At 72.5% G+C, this 16,261-nt stretch carries 17 protein-coding genes; 10 read left to right on the top strand and 7 right to left on the bottom strand.

Annotated elements, in window-relative coordinates; translation table 11 throughout:
* Positions 1 to 5: 5 nt before the first annotated feature.
* Together Ade02nite_RS29070 and Ade02nite_RS29065 are read left to right on the top strand one after the other, a co-directional pair.
* The gene (locus Ade02nite_RS29070) at positions 6 to 512 is read left to right on the top strand and encodes a hypothetical protein (protein WP_203770850.1); all 507 of its coding nucleotides are present in this window, start codon (positions 6 to 8) and stop codon (positions 510 to 512) included.
* Positions 509 to 1,411, top strand: a complete 903-nt coding sequence (locus Ade02nite_RS29065) for an aldo/keto reductase (RefSeq protein ID WP_203770848.1) — start codon at positions 509 to 511, stop codon at positions 1,409 to 1,411. The genes Ade02nite_RS29070 and Ade02nite_RS29065 overlap by 4 nt, the downstream gene beginning before the upstream one ends.
* 107 nt (positions 1,412 to 1,518) lie before the next feature.
* On the opposite strand, the gene Ade02nite_RS29060 is transcribed toward Ade02nite_RS29065, so the two are convergent.
* On the bottom strand, positions 1,519 to 1,974 hold the full coding sequence (locus Ade02nite_RS29060) for a MarR family winged helix-turn-helix transcriptional regulator (RefSeq protein WP_203770846.1): 456 nt from the start codon (positions 1,972 to 1,974) through the stop codon (positions 1,519 to 1,521).
* A gap of 346 nt (positions 1,975 to 2,320) precedes the next feature.
* Here Ade02nite_RS29060 and Ade02nite_RS29055 point away from each other — a divergent pair, with 346 nt between their 5' ends.
* A complete protein-coding gene (locus tag Ade02nite_RS29055) occupies positions 2,321 to 2,953 on the top strand; it encodes an FMN-dependent NADH-azoreductase (RefSeq protein WP_203770844.1) in 633 nt (210 codons plus the stop codon).
* Positions 2,954 to 2,999: 46 nt separating this feature from the next.
* Here the strand turns inward: Ade02nite_RS29055 and Ade02nite_RS29050 are convergent, their stop codons facing one another.
* Entirely contained in the window at positions 3,000 to 3,761 is a 762-nt protein-coding gene (locus Ade02nite_RS29050; protein ID WP_203770841.1) for a dienelactone hydrolase family protein, read from the bottom strand.
* Positions 3,758 to 4,726 carry an alpha/beta hydrolase gene (locus Ade02nite_RS29045; RefSeq protein WP_203770839.1) on the bottom strand — a complete coding sequence of 323 codons (969 nt, stop codon included), beginning with the start codon at positions 4,724 to 4,726 and terminating at the stop codon, positions 3,758 to 3,760. The genes Ade02nite_RS29050 and Ade02nite_RS29045 overlap by 4 nt, the downstream gene beginning before the upstream one ends.
* 66 nt (positions 4,727 to 4,792) lie before the next feature.
* Between Ade02nite_RS29045 and Ade02nite_RS29040 the strand changes: the two genes are divergently transcribed.
* Both Ade02nite_RS29040 and Ade02nite_RS29035 read left to right on the top strand, forming a co-directional pair.
* Positions 4,793 to 5,314 (top strand): TetR/AcrR family transcriptional regulator, encoded by a 522-nt coding sequence (locus tag Ade02nite_RS29040; protein WP_203770837.1) that lies wholly within the window; start codon positions 4,793 to 4,795, stop codon positions 5,312 to 5,314.
* Positions 5,315 to 5,336: 22 nt separating this feature from the next.
* On the top strand, positions 5,337 to 6,656 hold the full coding sequence (locus tag Ade02nite_RS29035) for a peroxidase family protein (protein WP_203770835.1): 1,320 nt from the start codon (positions 5,337 to 5,339) through the stop codon (positions 6,654 to 6,656).
* Here the strand turns inward: Ade02nite_RS29035 and Ade02nite_RS29030 are convergent.
* Positions 6,649 to 7,377 (bottom strand): TetR/AcrR family transcriptional regulator, encoded by a 729-nt coding sequence (locus Ade02nite_RS29030; RefSeq protein WP_203770833.1) that lies wholly within the window; start codon positions 7,375 to 7,377, stop codon positions 6,649 to 6,651. The two genes, Ade02nite_RS29035 and Ade02nite_RS29030, sit on opposite strands and share 8 nt — an antisense overlap.
* Positions 7,378 to 7,445: 68 nt before the next feature.
* On the opposite strand from Ade02nite_RS29030, the gene Ade02nite_RS29025 reads away from it, so the two are divergent.
* The 5 genes from Ade02nite_RS29025 to Ade02nite_RS29005 all read left to right on the top strand — a co-directional run bounded on the left by Ade02nite_RS29025 (position 7,446) and on the right by Ade02nite_RS29005 (position 14,108).
* The gene (locus Ade02nite_RS29025) at positions 7,446 to 9,023 is read left to right on the top strand and encodes an MFS transporter (RefSeq protein WP_203770831.1); all 1,578 of its coding nucleotides are present in this window, start codon (positions 7,446 to 7,448) and stop codon (positions 9,021 to 9,023) included.
* Positions 9,024 to 9,090: 67 nt separating this feature from the next.
* Positions 9,091 to 9,774, top strand: a complete 684-nt coding sequence (locus Ade02nite_RS29020; RefSeq protein WP_203770829.1) for a hypothetical protein — start codon at positions 9,091 to 9,093, stop codon at positions 9,772 to 9,774.
* Positions 9,775 to 10,429: 655 nt separating this feature from the next.
* Positions 10,430 to 10,672 (top strand): hypothetical protein, encoded by a 243-nt coding sequence (locus tag Ade02nite_RS29015; protein ID WP_203770827.1) that lies wholly within the window; start codon positions 10,430 to 10,432, stop codon positions 10,670 to 10,672.
* The gene (locus tag Ade02nite_RS29010; protein WP_203770825.1) at positions 10,669 to 13,290 is read left to right on the top strand and encodes a glycosyl hydrolase; all 2,622 of its coding nucleotides are present in this window, start codon (positions 10,669 to 10,671) and stop codon (positions 13,288 to 13,290) included. The genes Ade02nite_RS29015 and Ade02nite_RS29010 overlap by 4 nt, the downstream gene beginning before the upstream one ends.
* A gap of 77 nt (positions 13,291 to 13,367) precedes the next feature.
* Positions 13,368 to 14,108: an SDR family oxidoreductase gene (locus Ade02nite_RS29005; RefSeq protein ID WP_203770823.1), complete on the top strand. Its 741-nt coding sequence runs from the start codon at positions 13,368 to 13,370 to the stop codon at positions 14,106 to 14,108.
* On the opposite strand, the gene Ade02nite_RS29000 is transcribed toward Ade02nite_RS29005, so the two are convergent.
* The 3 genes from Ade02nite_RS29000 to Ade02nite_RS28990 are packed head-to-tail and all read right to left on the bottom strand — an operon-like array spanning position 14,068 to position 16,255.
* Complete coding sequence (locus Ade02nite_RS29000; RefSeq protein ID WP_203770821.1) at positions 14,068 to 14,919, bottom strand: helix-turn-helix transcriptional regulator; 852 nt, start codon at positions 14,917 to 14,919, stop codon at positions 14,068 to 14,070. The two genes, Ade02nite_RS29005 and Ade02nite_RS29000, sit on opposite strands and share 41 nt — an antisense overlap.
* A gap of 1 nt (position 14,920) precedes the next feature.
* The gene (locus Ade02nite_RS28995; RefSeq protein ID WP_203770819.1) at positions 14,921 to 15,853 is read right to left on the bottom strand and encodes an SDR family oxidoreductase; all 933 of its coding nucleotides are present in this window, start codon (positions 15,851 to 15,853) and stop codon (positions 14,921 to 14,923) included.
* 51 nt (positions 15,854 to 15,904) lie between these two features.
* On the bottom strand, positions 15,905 to 16,255 hold the full coding sequence (locus Ade02nite_RS28990; protein WP_239169141.1) for a sigma-70 family RNA polymerase sigma factor family protein: 351 nt from the start codon (positions 16,253 to 16,255) through the stop codon (positions 15,905 to 15,907).
* Positions 16,256 to 16,261 lie beyond the last annotated feature (6 nt).

The following is a 16,261-nucleotide window of genomic DNA, read 5'->3' as shown; positions in this document are numbered from 1 at the left end:
GGCCCATGCCGTACGTCGCCGCCCGCGACGGCCGCCGGCAGCGCGGCCCTCAGGATCGGGCACCCTCCGTCCCCGAACGACTCGACGACCTGCGCGGCCACAGCGTAGGGGTGCTGGAGCTCCCGCACCACATGGCCGCCGGCCACAAGTCACGCCGGATCTTCGACCTGGAGAACCCGGCCCAGCAGCGCCTGGCCTACCAGACCGTGCTCTGCCAGGCCGCCGACTGCTGCGAGATCAACGACCTGTTGCACCCGGGCCTGCTCCGCCGGCTCTGGCGTCACCTGCACATTCCCGATCGCGTACGCCAAGCGTGGGAGGCACGGTATCCCGACCTCTCGACGCCGTCCCCGCAGGCCGGAGCCCCGACAAAGATCGAGAGCGCCGAGCTGATCGCGCCCCGCACGGACGACGGCTTCCGCCGCGCGGGCCGCCGCCCGAGCGCCTCGGTGCCCGCCGACCGCATGACGGCCGCCCAGATGATCGCCGCCCGTACCGCCTCCAGCCGTTGATCTCGGTCCGCGGCATCGGCCTGGGGCTGGCCGCCGTCGGCCGCCCCGGGTACATCAACCTCGGCCGCGACGCCGACCTGCCGGCCGAGCGCACGGTGGAGGCGCTGCGCGCCCGGGTCTTCGAGCTGCTCGACGACGCGTACGCCCGAGGGGTGCGCTACTTCGACGTGGCCCGCTCGTACGGCCGCGCCGAGCAGTTTCTCGCCGACTGGCTCCGCAAGCACGCCCACGACGACGCGGTGGTGGGCAGCAAATGGGGCTACACGTACACGGCGGAGTGGCGCGTCGACGCCGAGGTGCACGAGGTGAAGGACCACGGCGTCGCCACGTTCGACCGCCAGATCGGCGAGACGCAGGACCTGCTCGGCGACCGGCTCGACATCTACCACATCCACTCGGTGACGCCGGAGAGCCCCGCGCTGACCGACCGGGTGCTGCACCGCCGCCTCGCCGGCCTGGCGGCGCAGGGCGTGGTGGTCGGCCTCTCGACAAGCGGCCCGTCCCAGGCGGCGGCGATCCGAGAGGCTCTGGCGGTACGGGTCGACGGCGAACCGCTGTTCCGCAGCGTCCAGGCCACATGGAACCTGCTGGAGCCCTCGGCCGGCCCGGCGCTCGCGGAGGCCCACGACGCGGGTTGCCTGGTGATCGTGAAGGAGGCCATGGCGAACGGGCGCCTGGCCGCCCTCCGCTCCCTGGGCGAGGCCCCGGACGCGGTGGCCCTGGCCGCGGCCCTGGCCCAGCCGTGGGCGAACGTGGTGCTCTCGGGCGCGGCGACGGCCGGCCAGCTCGAGTCCAACCTGCGCGCCCTGACGATGCCGGTGGACGCGGAGTCCTTCGCCGAGCTGGCGGAGCCACCGGGCGAATACTGGGCGCGCCGGGCGGGCCTGGCCTGGAGCTGACGCCGACTCGGGCCGGCGGTTGGCCGGCCCTGGCTCGGGCCGGCGCTCAGGTGGGCCGGCGCTCGGGGCGGTGGCGCTCGATTGGGCCGGCGCCGGTCTCCCTGCGGTCAGCGTTCACCGCGCGTCGGTGGCGGGCCTGGCTCCAGGACCTTCTCCAGGGCCCGCGCGACGGTGCGGGCCTCGTTCGCGGTCATGCGGGACGTGAAGTGGCGGTGGATGCCGTCCAGGTAGACCGGGGCCGCCTCGCGCAGGCGCCGGCGCCCCTCCTCCGTGATGGTGGCGTAGGCGGAACGCTTGTCGTCGGGGTTCGTCTCGCGGACCACCAGGCCGGCGTCGGCCAGACTGTCCACCACCCGGCTGGCCCGGGTGCGGCTCACCACGGCCACCTCCCCCAGCTCGCCCATGCTCAGCTTGCGCCCCGGCGCCGAGTTCAGCTCCAGCAGCACGTCGTACCAGGTCAACGGCAACCCGCAGCTCGCCTGAAGCTCCTTGTCGAGGCGCGGGACCAGGGCGGCATGCACCCGCAGGAGAGCCGCCCAGGCGGCCGCATCGGTGTCGCTCATCACCGCACCATAGCCACCTCTTGTGCGTGCGCACGCATCGGCGTAGAAATGTGCGTGCACACGCATCATCGTCTCGCCTGCCGCGCGATGCGGTCGGCCACATCCCGGGCATCGGCGGGTGCGCGGGTGCGCGGGCCCGCGCACCCCCATCCACCCAGCCCACCGCACTACTGCTTCCGCTTATGTGCGTGCGCGCGCATAAGCACCCATCCTCATCCACCCAACGCACTGCCACCGCTTCCGCTTATGTGCGTGCGCGCGCATAAGCAACACCCACCTCACTGCCGACGCTTCCCCTTACGTGCGTGCGCGCGCATGCGGAAGTTAACGACTGTTTGGAGGCACCATGAAGGTCCTGCACATCTCCGCCTCGCCCCGCGGGCCGCGCTCGGAGTCGCTGGCGCTCGCCGGCACGTTCCTGGAGGTGGTCCGGGATTCGCTGGACGACCGCGCCGCCGTCGAGGAGTACGACCTCTGGGACGGCACGCTGCCGGCGTTCGGGCCGGACGCGGCGGCGGCCAAGATGGCCGTCTTCGCCGGTGAGCAGCCGCAGGGCAAGGCCGCCGAGGCCTGGGAGGCGGCGATCGCCACGTTCCGGCGCTTCGACGCGGCCGACCGCTACCTGTTCAGCGTGCCCATGTGGAACGCCGGCATTCCGTACATCCTCAAGCAGTTCATCGATGTGATCAGCCAGCCGGGCCTGGTGTTCGGCTTCGACCCGGACGCGGGCTACACCGGGCTGCTGCGCGGCAAGCGGGCCGCGGTCATCTACACCAGCGCCGTCTACGGGCCGGGGCGCGGGCCCGAGTTCGGCGCCGACTTCCAGGCGCCCTACTTCGAAAACTGGCTGCGCTGGGCCGGCGTCGGCGACGTCCGCGCCGTCCACTTCCGTCCCAACCTGGTCACCGCCGACGCGGCCACCGGGCGCCGCCTCGCCCACGAACAGGCCCGCGACTTGGCCAAGGCGTTCGTCGCGTGAGGGCGCCCGGGCCGAGGGCTCACGAAGCCCCCGGCCCGGCCTGCGGTCAGAAGACCTCGTCGAGGAAGTTCACGAACTCTCGCCAGCTGCGCTTGTCGGCCTTCTCGTGGTAGAGCGGGATGCCGGGCAGCGTGAAGGCGTGCGGGGCGCCGGAGTAGAGCGTGATCTGCCAGTCGAGGTCCTCGCGGGTGCGCAGCTCATCGGCGAACGCGACGACCGCCTCGTCGGGGACGACCGGGTCGGCCGCGCCGGTGAGGATGAGCAGCGGGCCGGTGATGGCCGCCACGTCGGCCGGGTCGTGGGTGACCAGGCCGCCGTGGAAGGAGACCGTGCCGGCGAGCGGGGCACCGGATCGGGCGAACTCCAGGGCCGCGCTGCCGCCGAAGCAGTAGCCGATGACCACGATGCGGTCCGGGTCGACGCGCGGGTCGCGGGCGACGAGGTCGTACGCCGCCTGGACCCGGGCGCGCAGCAGCGGCAGGTCGGCGTAGTACTTGCCGGCCTCGGCGGACGACTGCTCGTCGTTGTCGAAGGTGACGCCGGCGCCGTAGACGTCGGCGGCGAACGCGAAGTAACCGAGGCGGGCGATCATCTGCGCGCGGGCCTTCGGATACTCGCGCAGGCCCGACCAGTCGTGGATGACGATCACCGCGGGCTTGCGGTCGGTGATGGCGGCGTCGTGCACCGCGTACCCCTCGAGGGCTTGCCCGTCGTGCTCGTAGGCGACGGTCTCGTCCTCGATGCGGGCGCCCGCGCCGGCCGGCACGGTGTCGACGAGGTTCTGGTGGATGGCGGACAGCTCGGTCATGCTCCCGATCTTCGTACCTGCGGCCGCTGGGCGCCCAGGCGGGCCCGCAGAAAGTCGATGATCTCGGCACGGGCGACCCTGGCCCGCGACACCAGGCCCGGGGTGCTGACGAACGCGTGCGGCGCCCCGGGATGTTCAGCGACGTTCACCGGCACGCCCGCGTCGCGCAGCCGCCGTGCGTACGCCCATCCCTGATCGGCGACCGGGTCGAGCGTCGGCACCACGACGAGCGCCGGGGCCAGGTCGTCGGCGTCCCCGGCGTACAGGGGCGACACGGCCCGCGGGTCCGCGCCTTCCGGAACGGCCAGGCGCAGGAAGAACGTCATCTGCGGCAGCGTGAGGGTGGGACTGTCGGCGTGCTCCCTCATCGACGGATAGCCGAGCGCCGACGGCGTCACGTCGACGCACGGGTTGACCAGCACCTGCGCCCGGATCGCCGGGCCCGCGCGCAGGGCGGCCATCGCGGCCACCGTTCCGCCGGCGCTCTCCCCGAAGACCGCGACCCGCCCGGGATCGACCTCGTCCCACGTCAGCACGTGGCGCAGCACGTCCCAGCCGTCCTCGACCATCGCGGCCAGCGGGGTGTCGAACGACAGGAGCCGGTGCTCGACCGACACGACGAGGGCCCGCAGCCTCGCGGCGATGTGGCTGTTGATCCAATCACTCTGTACGGCGGTGCCGACGAACCCGCCGCCGTGCACGTGCAGAACGAGCGGGCGACCACCCCGTACCGCATCAGCCTCTGCCGATGGACGGTAAACGCGGGTTCGCACCACGCGGTCGGGCAGCGCGACGTCCCGCCACCCGATCCGCACGCCGCGTGCGGGAAAGCCGGTGACGACCCGGATCAGCGGCGACGATCGCCGGCGGTTCTCCGCGTCGCGCAGGGTCGCGAGCCGATCGGGCGTCATCGCCGTCCAGTCCGGCTCCTTCCGCACCGCGGCCAAGATGCGCAAGCCCAGCATGGGCCACCTCCATAACGATACTAGCGGTATCGAAACTGGCAGTAGCGTAACTGCTAGGGTGGCGGCATGGCCAGACCCCGTTCCGGCATCGACGCCGAAGTCTTCGCCGCGACCCTCAAGACGGTGCACGAGCTCGGGTACGCCCGGGCCACGGTCGACCGCATCGCCGCCGAGGCCGGCATCGCGAAGACAACGATCTATCGCCGCTGGCCGTCCAAGGGAGCGCTGCTGACGGCGGCCCTGGTCGACGCGTTCGGGCCGGCGCCGCTGACCGGGGCGAGCCGCACCGAGATCCTGGCGACGGCGATCCGCTGGATCGCGGCGAAGATCGGCGAGCCCGGCATCGGTGCCGCCTTCGCCGGTGTCTTCACCGACGCGGTCAACGACCCCGAGCTGCGGGTGATCCTGTCGGCCCAGCTCCAGGACCCGTACCGGATCGCCGTGGAAAAGGCCCTGGGCCTGCCGGAACGGGAGGTGCTCTTCATCATCGACGTGGTCGTCGGCACCCTGCTGCACCGCATGGGCATGACCGGCGAGCCGATGGCCGACGACGACGTCGAGGCGCTCATCACGCTCGTCACGAAATAGGCGGCCGCGCGGTCACCAGGGCATGACCCTTCCCACCCGCGACCACTGCCTCAGCCTCGTCCGCGCCGTGGACCGGCCCACCGGCGCGGCCCGTTACGGCCGCATGTTCCCCGGCCTGGAGCCCCTCGGCGGCGACCCGAAGCTGCTGATGCGCGCCGGCGACACCGGCGGCATCTGCGACGCGGCGCCGCTGCTCGACCGGCTGAACGCCGGCGGCGACGACGCGACCGAGGCCGCGGGCTGGCCGTTCTTCGGCCAGCTGATCGCTCACGACATCACAGCCGACCGCTCTCCCCTGGCCGGCGGCGTCGACCCCGAGGCGCTGAAGAACGCCCGCGCGCCCAAGCTCAACCTGGAGATGCTGTACTCCGACGGGCCGGTCGGATCCCCGTACCTCTTCGATGTGAACGACCCCGCGAAGTTCCTCGTCGACGGCGGCGACGTGCCGCGCAACTCCCAGGGTGTCGCGCTCATCGGCGATCCGCGCAACGACGTCCACCGGTTCGCGCTGACCCTGCACGTGGCGCTGCTGCACGCGCACAACCGCATCGTCGACCGGCTCCGCGACGGCGGCGCCCCCGAGACCGATGTTTACGAGCGTTCGCGCATCACGCTCACGTGGCACTACCAGTGGATCGTCGTGCACGACTTCCTGCCCCGCCTGGTCGGCGCCGCCATGGTCGACGACGTGCTCGCCAACGGCGGCCGCTGGTTCGCGCCCGAGCCGGGGCGCGGGTACATCCCGCTCGAGTTCGCCGACGCCGCGTTCCGCTACGGGCACGGCCAGATCCGGCACACCTACCGCCTGGTCGAGGGCGGCCCGGAGGTGCCGCTCTTTCCCGACCTGGTCGGCTTCGGGCCGCTCGGGGCCGGCCGGCGCATCGACCTCGCACAGATCTTCGACGTGCCCGGCCGCCCGCCCGCGCAGCGCGCGAAGCGACTCGACGGGCGGCTGGCGTCCAGCCTCATCGGCCTGCCCGTGCAGGTGACCGGCGCCGTGGACACCGAGGCCTACCACTCTCTCGCCGTACGGGATCTGCTGCGCGGCGAGAGCACGGGCCTGCCGAGCGGCGAGGCGGTGGCGCGCGAGCTCGGCGTGGAGCCGCCCGCGCTCGACGGCTGGCCGCACGGCACGCCGCTGTGGTTCTACATCCTCAAGGAGTCCGAGCTGCTCGGCGGCGGCGACCGCCTCGGCCCGGTCGGCGGCCGCATCGTCGCCGAGGTGCTCATCGGTCTGCTGCGCGCCGACCCGGCGAGCTACCTGAGCCTGGAGCCGGACTGGCAGCCCGTGCTGCCGGCGCGCGAAGGGTCGTTCACGTTGACCGACCTCATCGTCAGGTGAACGGGCCTTCGCCCCGGCTCAGCGAGAGCAGGAGGTCGCGGGTGCGCTCCAGAGCCGCGGGATTGCTGCCTCCCTCGTAGAGAGTCGCCAGCGAGGCACCGTCGGCGGCCTTCGTGATCAGCAGCACCCGGTCGGGGTGAAGGCCGTCGGCGGTGAACGCCGATTCCCACTGCCGTGCGTCCTCCTGAAGGATCCCGGCGACCCCGGGCACGGTCGACAGGGCGGCGGCCAGCAGCAGGTGCTCCGAGACCACCGCCTCGTCGTCCAGATCTTCGAAGATCACTTTCACGTACGCCCGGACGAGCCGCCCCGGCGCGTGATCGGCCGGGTCGACGGCCGCCCGCACGTCCGCCACGAACCTGTCGACCTGGTCCTGGGTGAGCGCGCGCAGGAGCTCGTCGCGGCTGCGGAAGTGGTGCAGCAGCCCGCTCTTGGACACCCCGGCCTCCCGCGCGATGACGTCGAGGCTCACGCCGGCGCCCTGCCGCGCCACGGTGCGCGCGGCGGCGTCGAGCACCGCTCGCCGGGTGCGGGCGGTATCCCGCCCTTTCAGCGGCGCGCCGGCGTCGCGGTCCTTCGGCGGGACGCCGGCATCCCGTCCCCTCGGCGGCGCCCCGGCGTCGCGGTCCTTCGGCGGCACGCCGGCATCCCGTCCCCTCGGCGGCACGCCGGCGTCACGTCCCCTCGGCGGCGCGCCGGTGTCACGGTCCTTCGGTGGCATACGGATCACATTAGTAGCCGACCATTTGGTCTGTACTACCGACCGGATGGTCGGCTATCGTCGAGGCCATGATGACGAACGGACGCCGCTGGGGCGCGCTCGCCGCCCTGACGCTGGCGGTGACGCTGCTGGCGGTGGACGGCACGGTTCTCGCGCTGGCGGTGCCCGCGCTCACCGCCGACCTGTCGCCGACCAGCAACCAGCTGCTGTGGATCGGCGACGTCTACTCGTTCGCGCTGGCCGGGCTGCTCATCAGCATGGGCACCCTGGCCGACCGCATCGGCCGAAAGCGGCTGCTGCTGCTCGGCGTGACCGGCTTCGGCGCCGCGTCGCTGCTGGCGGCCTTCGCGCCCAGCGCCGGCTGGCTCATCGCGGCCCGCGCCCTGCTCGGCGTGGCCGGGGCGACGCTCATGCCGTCGACGCTGTCGCTGGTGCGCAACATCTTCCCCGAGCCGCGCCCGCGCACCCGCGCCATCGCGATCTGGTCCGCCGGCGCCTCGGGCGGCGCGGCGCTCGGCCCGCTTGTCGGCGGCGTCCTGCTGGAGCACTTCTGGTGGGGCTCGGTCTTCGTCATCAACGTGCCGATCATGCTGCTGGTGCTGCTCGCCGTGGCCGCGCTCGTGCCCGAGTCGCGCGACCCCGCGCCCGGCCGCTTCGACCCGGTGAGCGCCCTGCTGTCGGTCGCCGCGATCGTGCCGCTGGTCTGGGCGATCAAGCACGCGGCCCACTCCGGCGCGAACACCGCTTCACTTACCGCCGCGCTCCTCGGCCTCGCCGCCGGCACCTGGTTCGTGCGCCGCCAGCGCCGCCTCACCACCCCGCTGATCGACGTCACCCTCTTCGCCCGCCCCGCGTTCAGCGGCACGGTCGCCGCCAGCGTCATCGCGATCTTCGCCTTCAGCGGCCTGCTGTTCTTCTTCTCGCAGTACCTCCAGCTGGTCCGCGGCTACTCGCCGCTCCAGGCGGGCTTGCGCGAACTCCCGTTGACTTTGGCCTCGATCGCCGTGGTCCTCATCGCCGTCCGCGTGATGAACCGGCTCGGCGTCGGCCGCGCCCTCGGCCTCTCCCTGCTCGTCACCGCCGCGGGTTTCGCGGTCCTGACCGCCGGCGAAGGCGCGTCCGGTTACACCGTGCTCGCCGTCGGCCTGGTCGTCATCGGCCTCGGCGTGGGCGTCGCGTTCACCGCCGCGACGGACGCGGTCCTCGCCTCGGTCCCGCCCCAGCGCGCGGGTTCCGCTTCGGCGGTCTCCGAGATGGCGTACGAGCTAGGCGTGGCCACCGGCATCGCCCTGCTGGGAACGCTGCACACGGTCCTCTACCGCGCATCGCTTCCCGACCTGTCCACCCTGCCCACCAACGTCCGGAACGCCGTCACCGAGTCGCTGGCCACCGCAACCCAGGCCCTGCACGGCAACACCCTGCTCGACGGCGCCCGCTCGGCCTTCGCCCACGCCATGGAGGCGACGTCCCTGGTGGCCGCGGCCCTCCTGGTCGTGGCCGGCGCCCTGGCGTGGCGCCTCGTCCCCGCCGGCCCCGAGCCCTCGCAGCCGGGCAACCCCGGCCCTGCCGAGCCAGCCGGCGTGGACTCTGCCCAGCCGGGCAGCGCCGGGGCACACGACTCGGGCGCGTGGGGGCAGCGCGTCTGATCGCCGGGCGTCGCCGTTGGCGTCGATACGTTACGGTCCCTGATCAACGGACGAGGGGACATGGGTGATGGTCGACGTCATCGAGGTGAACGAGCTGCCGGAGGCGCGCCGCCGGATCGATCCGGTCATGGCGGCCGCGGTCACGGTGAGCGTCGACGCCGCCCTGTTCGTGGTGGTGGCCGTCGCCGGCGTGCCGTTCCTGATGTTCGTCTTCGCCGACGAGTCCGGCACCTGGCAGCGCCTCTGGCCGTACGTCGGCACCTGGGTCATCGCCTGCGTGAGCGGCGCCGGGACGACGGCCGCCGCCTTCGTCCTCGCCAGGAGCTCCACCCGTTTCGCCCGCCTCGCCGGAGCCACCGCCGCCCTCGGCGCGGGCGTCGCCGGCGTGCTCGTGTCGCTGCTGATGTGGCACACCGAGATCGTCCTGCTGGCCGCGGTCTTCGGGCTCGCCAACCTGCTCGCCGCCTACGCCTTCCTCACCGCCAAGGACCCTTCCTTCGCACCTTTCGAGCCGGCTCCCCTGCCGCAGCAGGCGTTCCCCACGGACTTCGCGCCCGCGTTCGACGAGGCCGACGAGCTGTACCGGCGGCCGGCTCCCGCCACGGCATCACAGACCAAGATGACCATCGACCTCCAAGTGCACCCGCGCCCTCGGCCGGACCGCCGCCGCCCGCGGGCCCAGGCAGCCCTGCACACCCTTCGCGGCGTGCAACTGCCACCCCGAGCCCGCCGCACCCACCCAGCCCGGTGAAGCGCGGCGCCCGGGGACACGCTCGGTAGGGGTTCCACCAGCTTCGGCGCCGCGGCGGCGCGCTCCTCCTGGATACAAACACCAGGTGTGGACGCGGAACGACGCACCCGTCTCCAACGCGGCGAACCGCGAGCAGGCCGGCCCGCTGCGCATACACGTCCCAACCGGCGCGACCGTGCGGCTCGGTTCGACGACGAGCTTGCAGCGTCGTGAAGTTCGAGGATTTGCCGACCGGCCGCCGTCGCGCCTGACCGAGGAGGACAGCGACTCCGCAGGCTACCCGACCTGCACGGCCGCCAGGCCCGTCGCGGGTCGCCCACCGAGCGCCGTGGGGGTTGACAGGGCATGAGCCTGGAGGGAGAAGCCGGACGCGGCGTCGCTGGGCGGGAAGCTGGGGCGCCAGGGCCGCGCGGGACGAACCGGTCAAGCGCGGCCACGCCTCCGACACACGGCCAGGCCGCGCGCATCCATTCCGGGGCTATTGACGTGATTGATGACGCCATATTAACGTGATCGTTACCACCGTGTTAAAACGTTTCACAATCGCGCTCCCCCGCGATTGTCGCTGGTCACTGCTTGCGCCGAGAATTTGGCGGTTCTTTAGTCGAACCGCTGGCTCGTCGTGAGTTGAAACGATTTCGCGACAGGAGCCGCTTTGCGACGCAAGCTCGTCACCGCCGCACCTCCGATCACCGTTGTCCTGGGGACGCCCGCCCACGGTGTCGCCCTCCGCGACGGCCGGGACCAGCCTCACCTCACCGACGGCACCCTTCCGGCGGCCCAGGTGACCAACACGCTCGCCAACTCCCGCAACAAAGTCCTGCCGTCCGGACTGGCCGGCCCCGTCACCCTGCGGCCGAGCGCCGTCCGCACCGCCAAGCTGGAGGCCACCCGATGAAACGCCGTACCGTCCTTGCCCTCGGCGCCGCGGCGGCGCTGCCGTGGCCCTCCGCCGCCGCCGAAGCCACGCCGCTGAAGGCCAGCAACACCGGCGCGAAGTTCCGCTGGTGGTGGCCGCACGGCCTCGTCGACCCGGCCGAGATCGCGCGGGAGATCGACCAGATGGCCGACGCGGGCTTCGCCGGCGCGGAGATCCAGGACGTGCACCACAGCGTCCGCGCCGACCTCGACGCCGCGGGGCACGGCTGGGGCACCAAGCCGTGGCGCGACGCCGTCGAGTCGGCGCTGCGCCAGGCGAAGAGGCGTGGCCTGACCATCGACATCGCCGTCGGCCCGAGCTGGCCCGCCGCCGTGCCGGGCATCACGCCGGACGACCCGGCCGCCGCCAAGGAGCTCGTGCACACGGTCACGCCCTTCACCGGCGGCATCACCGCGCCGGTGGACCCGGACGTCCTCGCCGTGCAGATCGCGCGTCTCGTCTCGGCCAACGTGCTCGACCCGGCCTCGGTGCGGACGCTGACGCCCGCCGGCGGCCAGGTCGAGGTGACCGTGCCGGAGGGGTCGTGGCTGCTGTTCACCTACAAGGTGCGCGGATCCGGGCAGGAGCCCGAGGGCGGCCCGCACACCGTCCCGGCGTCCTACGTCGTCGACCACTTCAGCGCGGCCGGCACCCGGGCGATCGTCGACACGTGGGACCGGCTCGTGCTCACAAGGCCGATCCGGCAGCTGCTGCGCGAGGCGGGCGGCGACCTCTTCGAGGACTCCATCGAGCTGGAGACCGACTGGACCCTGTGGACGCCGGACTTCCCCGCGGAGTTCACCCGCCGGACCGGCACCGATCTCTTCTCGGTGCTGCCCATCCTGCTGCGCCCCAAGGGCAAGTTCCTGTACGCCTTCGACAGCGACACCACGAACCACGTGCGTGACGCGGCCGACCAGGTGCTGTCCGACCTCTACCACGAGCACCACCTCGTGCCGCTGCGCGATTTCGCGCACCGGCTCGGGCTCCAGCTGCGGGCCCAGCCGTACGGGCTGAACACCGACGCGATCCGCAGCGCCACCCTGCTCGACGTGGCCGAGGGCGAATCGCTCGGCTTCAAGAACCTGGACGACTACCGGGTGCTCGCCTCGGCCCGCGACATGGCCGGCAAGCGGATCCTGTCGTGCGAGTCGGCCGCGTACGCGAACGGCGCCTACAGCACCACGTGGAACAAGGTGCTGCAGACCATGGGCAGCGTCTTCGCCGGCGGCGTGAACCAGGCGGTGCTGCACGGCTTCGCCTACAAGCAGGCCCCGGGCGCGGCGTGGCCCGGGTTCGCCGCGTTCTCGCCCTACAACGGCAACGGGATCGGCTATGCCGAGGCGTGGGGCCCGCGGCAGCCGACGTGGCGGCACGTGGGCGACGTGGCGGGCTGGTTCGCCCGCACCCAGAAGGTGCTGCAGACCGGCACGGCGCGTGCCGACCTCGTCTTCTTCCGGCAGAAGGGGTGGACGGCGACCGGTATCGGCGCGCCGTGGGCCACCAACGACGGCATCCCGATCGGCTGGACGCACGGCTTCGCCGACGAGGCGTCGCTGGCGCTGCCGGCCGCGAAGGTGCGCGACGGGCGGCTCGGACCGCCGCGCTACAAGGCGCTGATCCTCGACGGCGACGTCTTCCGGGGCAAGGACCACACGCTGTCGGTACGGGCGGCGCACCAGCTCGTGGCGCTCGCCCGGGCCGGGCTGCCCGTCGTCGTGGTCGGCGACTGGTCGGACGTGCACCCGGCACCGCTGAAGCCGATCGTCGCGGACCTGCTGGCGGCGCCGAAGACCCGCGTCGCCGCGGACCAGACCGGCATCCCGGCGGCGCTGGAGGCGCTCGGCGTCCGGCGCGACGTCGAGTACGAGCGGTCGTCGCTGATGACCGTGCACCGGGTCGACGGCGACGCGGACTACTACTACCTGGCCAACGCCCGGCACGCGGAGAACCGGACCATCACGGCGATCGACCAGGACGTGTGGCTCACCACGACGTCCCGGTGGAGCGTGCCGGTGCGGATCGACGCGTGGACCGGCGAGCGCACCGGCGTGGCGTACACCCGGGAGGGCAACCGGGTGCGGGTGCGGGCGACGTTGCAGCCCGGCCAGTCGATGCTGCTCGCCTTCCAGCGGGGCCGCGCGGACATCCCGGTCCGGGCCTTCGTGGACCCGCCGCTCGCCCTGACCGGCTGGGAGCTGTCCGTCGAGGACTGGCAGCCGAGCGGGGTGACCCGGCACGAGCTGACGCTCACCGAGCTGCTGCCGTGGTCGTCCATCCCCGAGCTGGCCGACGTGTCGGGCATCGGGACCTACCGGACCACGGTCACGGCCGAGAAGGCGGGACGGGCGCTGCTGACGCTGGGCAAGGTGGTCGACACCTGCCGCGTGCGGGTGAACGGCCGTCCGCTCCCGCCGATCGACGTGCTCCAGCCGGTCGCCGACGTGGCGCTGCGAGCGGGGCGCAACACCATCGAGGTCGAGGTGGCCACCACCCTGCTCAACCGGCTGCGCACCACCAGCCCGGAGGTGTTCGGCATCGCCGCCCGGCAGGGTTACGGGCTGCTCGGGCCGGTCTCGCTGAGGTGGTACCGCTGAGGCGCGGCCCGGCCGGTGTCACATCCGGCCGGGCCCCGTGGTCCTTGGGGAAACACGACCACGGAAGGCACAGGACCATGAAGATCGCTGTCATCGGCGGCACCGGGCTGATCGGCTCGCAGGTCGTCAAGCTCCTCAACGCTCAGGGGCACGAGGCGGCGCCCTACTCGCTCTCCAACGGCGTCGACCTGAGCAGCGGCAAGGGCGTCGCGGAGGCCATCAAGGGCGCGCAAACGGTCATCAACTTGACGAACTCGCCGACCTTCGACGACGCCTCCGCGGTGTTCTTCCGGGAGACCATGGAGAACCTGATCGACGAGGCCGAGGACGCCGGCACCGAGCACATCGTCATCCTGTCGATCGTCGGCGCCGACCGGGTGCCGGACCTCGCCTACTACCGGGCCAAGGTGCTCCAGGAGACGCTGCTCGCCGAGCAGGAGAAGATCCCGTACTCGATCGTGCGGGCCACGCAGTTCTTCGAGTTCGTCACCGCGGTGATGTCGTGGACCTCCGACGACACCGCGGTGCGCCTGCCGTCGACGCTCGTGCAGCCGATGGCCTCGGCCGAGGTGGCCAACGCCGTCGCGCAGGTCGCGGCCGGTGAGCCGCTCATGGGGGTGCGCGACTACGCCGGCCCCGAGGTCTTTCCGCTCGACGAGCTCGGGCGCATCACGCTGGCCTTCCAGGGCGACCGGCGCCCCGTCGTCGTCGACGAGAGCGCCGGCCTCTTCGCGGCGGTGCACGGCGACGCCATCATCGCCCGGGACGGCGCGGTCATCACGAGGACGACCTATCAGGAGTGGGTGTCGAGCCGATGATCGACAGGAGCTGGAGCCGTTCCTGGGAGAGGGAGCCGGGTTTCGCCGTGTAGACGACGAGCTGCTGCGACCGGTCCGGGTCGAGGAGCCGCTGGCAGTCCAGCTCCAGCGGCCCGACCTCCGGGTGCAGCAGCCGCACCGGCCCGCAGTAGGGCCCGGCGACCGGATGCTGCTTCCACAGCGCCGCGAACGACGGGCTGGCCGGCAGCAGCGCCTCGAGCAGAGCGCCGGCCCGCGAGTCCGCGCCGTCGCGGGTGTACGACTGGAGCAGGTCCGCCACGATCAGCCGGCTCTGCTCGTCCCACTCCTCGCGCGGGTGCGGCGCTCGTGTCGCCGGGTCGGTGAACCAGCGGTAGTGCTTGCTCCGGTCGAGCCCGCTGTAGATGCTCTCGTCGCCCAGCAGCGCCACCGCGAGCCGCGTCTGCAGCAACGTCTCGCCCAGTGAGGACACAACCATCGCCGGCGCGTCGGCCAGCCCGTCGAAGATGCGCAGCATGCCCGGATTCACGTGCTCGCTGTCGACCGACCGGCGCGGCGTCGCATATCCCGCCAGCTCGAAGAGGTGGTCGCGCTCCTCCATCGACAGCCGCAGCCCGCGCGCGAGAGCGGTGAGCATCTGCTCGGACGGATGCGGCCCGCGCGGCTGCTCGAGCCGGCTGTAGTAGTCGATCGACATGTCGCTGAGCACCGCCACCTCCTCGCGGCGCAGGCCACGGGTCCGCCGCCGCTGCCCGCGCGGAAGCCCCACATCCTCGGGCTGAAGCGCTTCCCGGCGCGTGCGCAGATATTCGGCCAGTCTCGCGCGGTCCATCTCAGCCCTTCGTTCGCTGCGGTACGCCGGCGGCGTAGTCCCACAGGCGCGCGGCGGCGGCCTCGTCCCGCGCGGACTTGTAGACGGTGAGCTCCGCCGGGCCGCCCGTGAACTGGCCGAAGCCGTCGGGGCCGTAGAGGCGGCCGCCCTCGGCATGCGGGCTCGTGGCCGCGTACAGGATCGGCAGGACGCCCTGGGGGACGGCCTGGACCAGGATTCCCCAGCGCGCCAACCGGGTCATGACGGCCTCGTGGGGTGCGGGCTTGGGGCGCCCCAGGTTCGGGCCGGCGGCGTAGAGGCCGGTCAGCGTGGTGCCGGGGTGTGCGGCGTTGCTGACGATGCCCCAGCCCTCGGCGCGGCTGCGGCGGTCGAGCTCCAGCGCGAGGAGCAGGTCGGCCAGCTTGGAGTTGTTGTACGCCTTGACCGGCGAATAGCGGCGCTCGGCCTGGAGGTCATCGAAGTCGAGCCGGCCCTGGCGCGCGGCGCTGCTCGTCACGGTGGTGACGCGGGCCTTCGCCTCGCGCAGCAGCGGCAGCAGGCGCTGGGTGAGCACGGCATGGCCGACGAAGTTGGTGCCGAACTGGAGCTCCAGGCCGTCGGCGGTGGTGTGCCGCGTGGCGGGGGCCATCACCCCGGCGTTGTTGACGAGGATGTCGACGGGCCTCCCCGCGGTCAGCAGGCCGTCGATGAGGGCGTGCACGGACTCGAGCGAGGCCAGGTCGAGAGGGCGGAGCGAGAGCTTGGCGGCGGGCACCTCGTCACGGATGCGGACGAGGGCCGACTCGCCTTTGGCGGTGTCGCGGACGGCGAGGAGCACTTCGGCGCCGGCGGCGGCCAGGCGGGTGGCGAGGCCGAGGCCGACACCGCTGTTGGCGCCGGTGACGAGGGCCAGCCGGCCGGTGAGATTCTGCGAATCGAGGCTAACTTTTCTCACGATTACTCCCTGTGGAACGTGGTGCCTCAACGTTCGCGCGGCGAAGGGCTGTTAACCATGTTCTGTGGTGACATGCCAACGGGACAGCTTCGCGGGGTTGAGCACTATCCACAGCGCCGCCACGAGGTCGCCGGCGCAATCGGTGGCGACGACGGCCTCGGCGCGGCCGGCGCGGCGCAGGGCCAGGCCGGCGCGGCCGTTGACCGCCGCGAGGGTGAGCTCGGTGCCCGGCACACACAGCAGCACGGACACCAGGGCGGCGACGTTCTCCGCACCGTGCACAGGATTGAGCGCCGCGAGGACCGCCCCGCCGCCGTCGCACGTGGCGACGGCGTCCTGGTGCAGGGCGGCTCCCAGCGCCGCGGTGTCTCCCGTCAGGCAGGCGGCCAGAAACCTCCGCACGGCGTC

Origin of the sequence: Paractinoplanes deccanensis, assembly GCF_016862115.1 — a bacterium.
GTDB lineage: Bacteria > Actinomycetota > Actinomycetes > Mycobacteriales > Micromonosporaceae > Actinoplanes > Actinoplanes deccanensis.
This window is presented reverse-complemented; position numbering and strand designations above follow the sequence as displayed.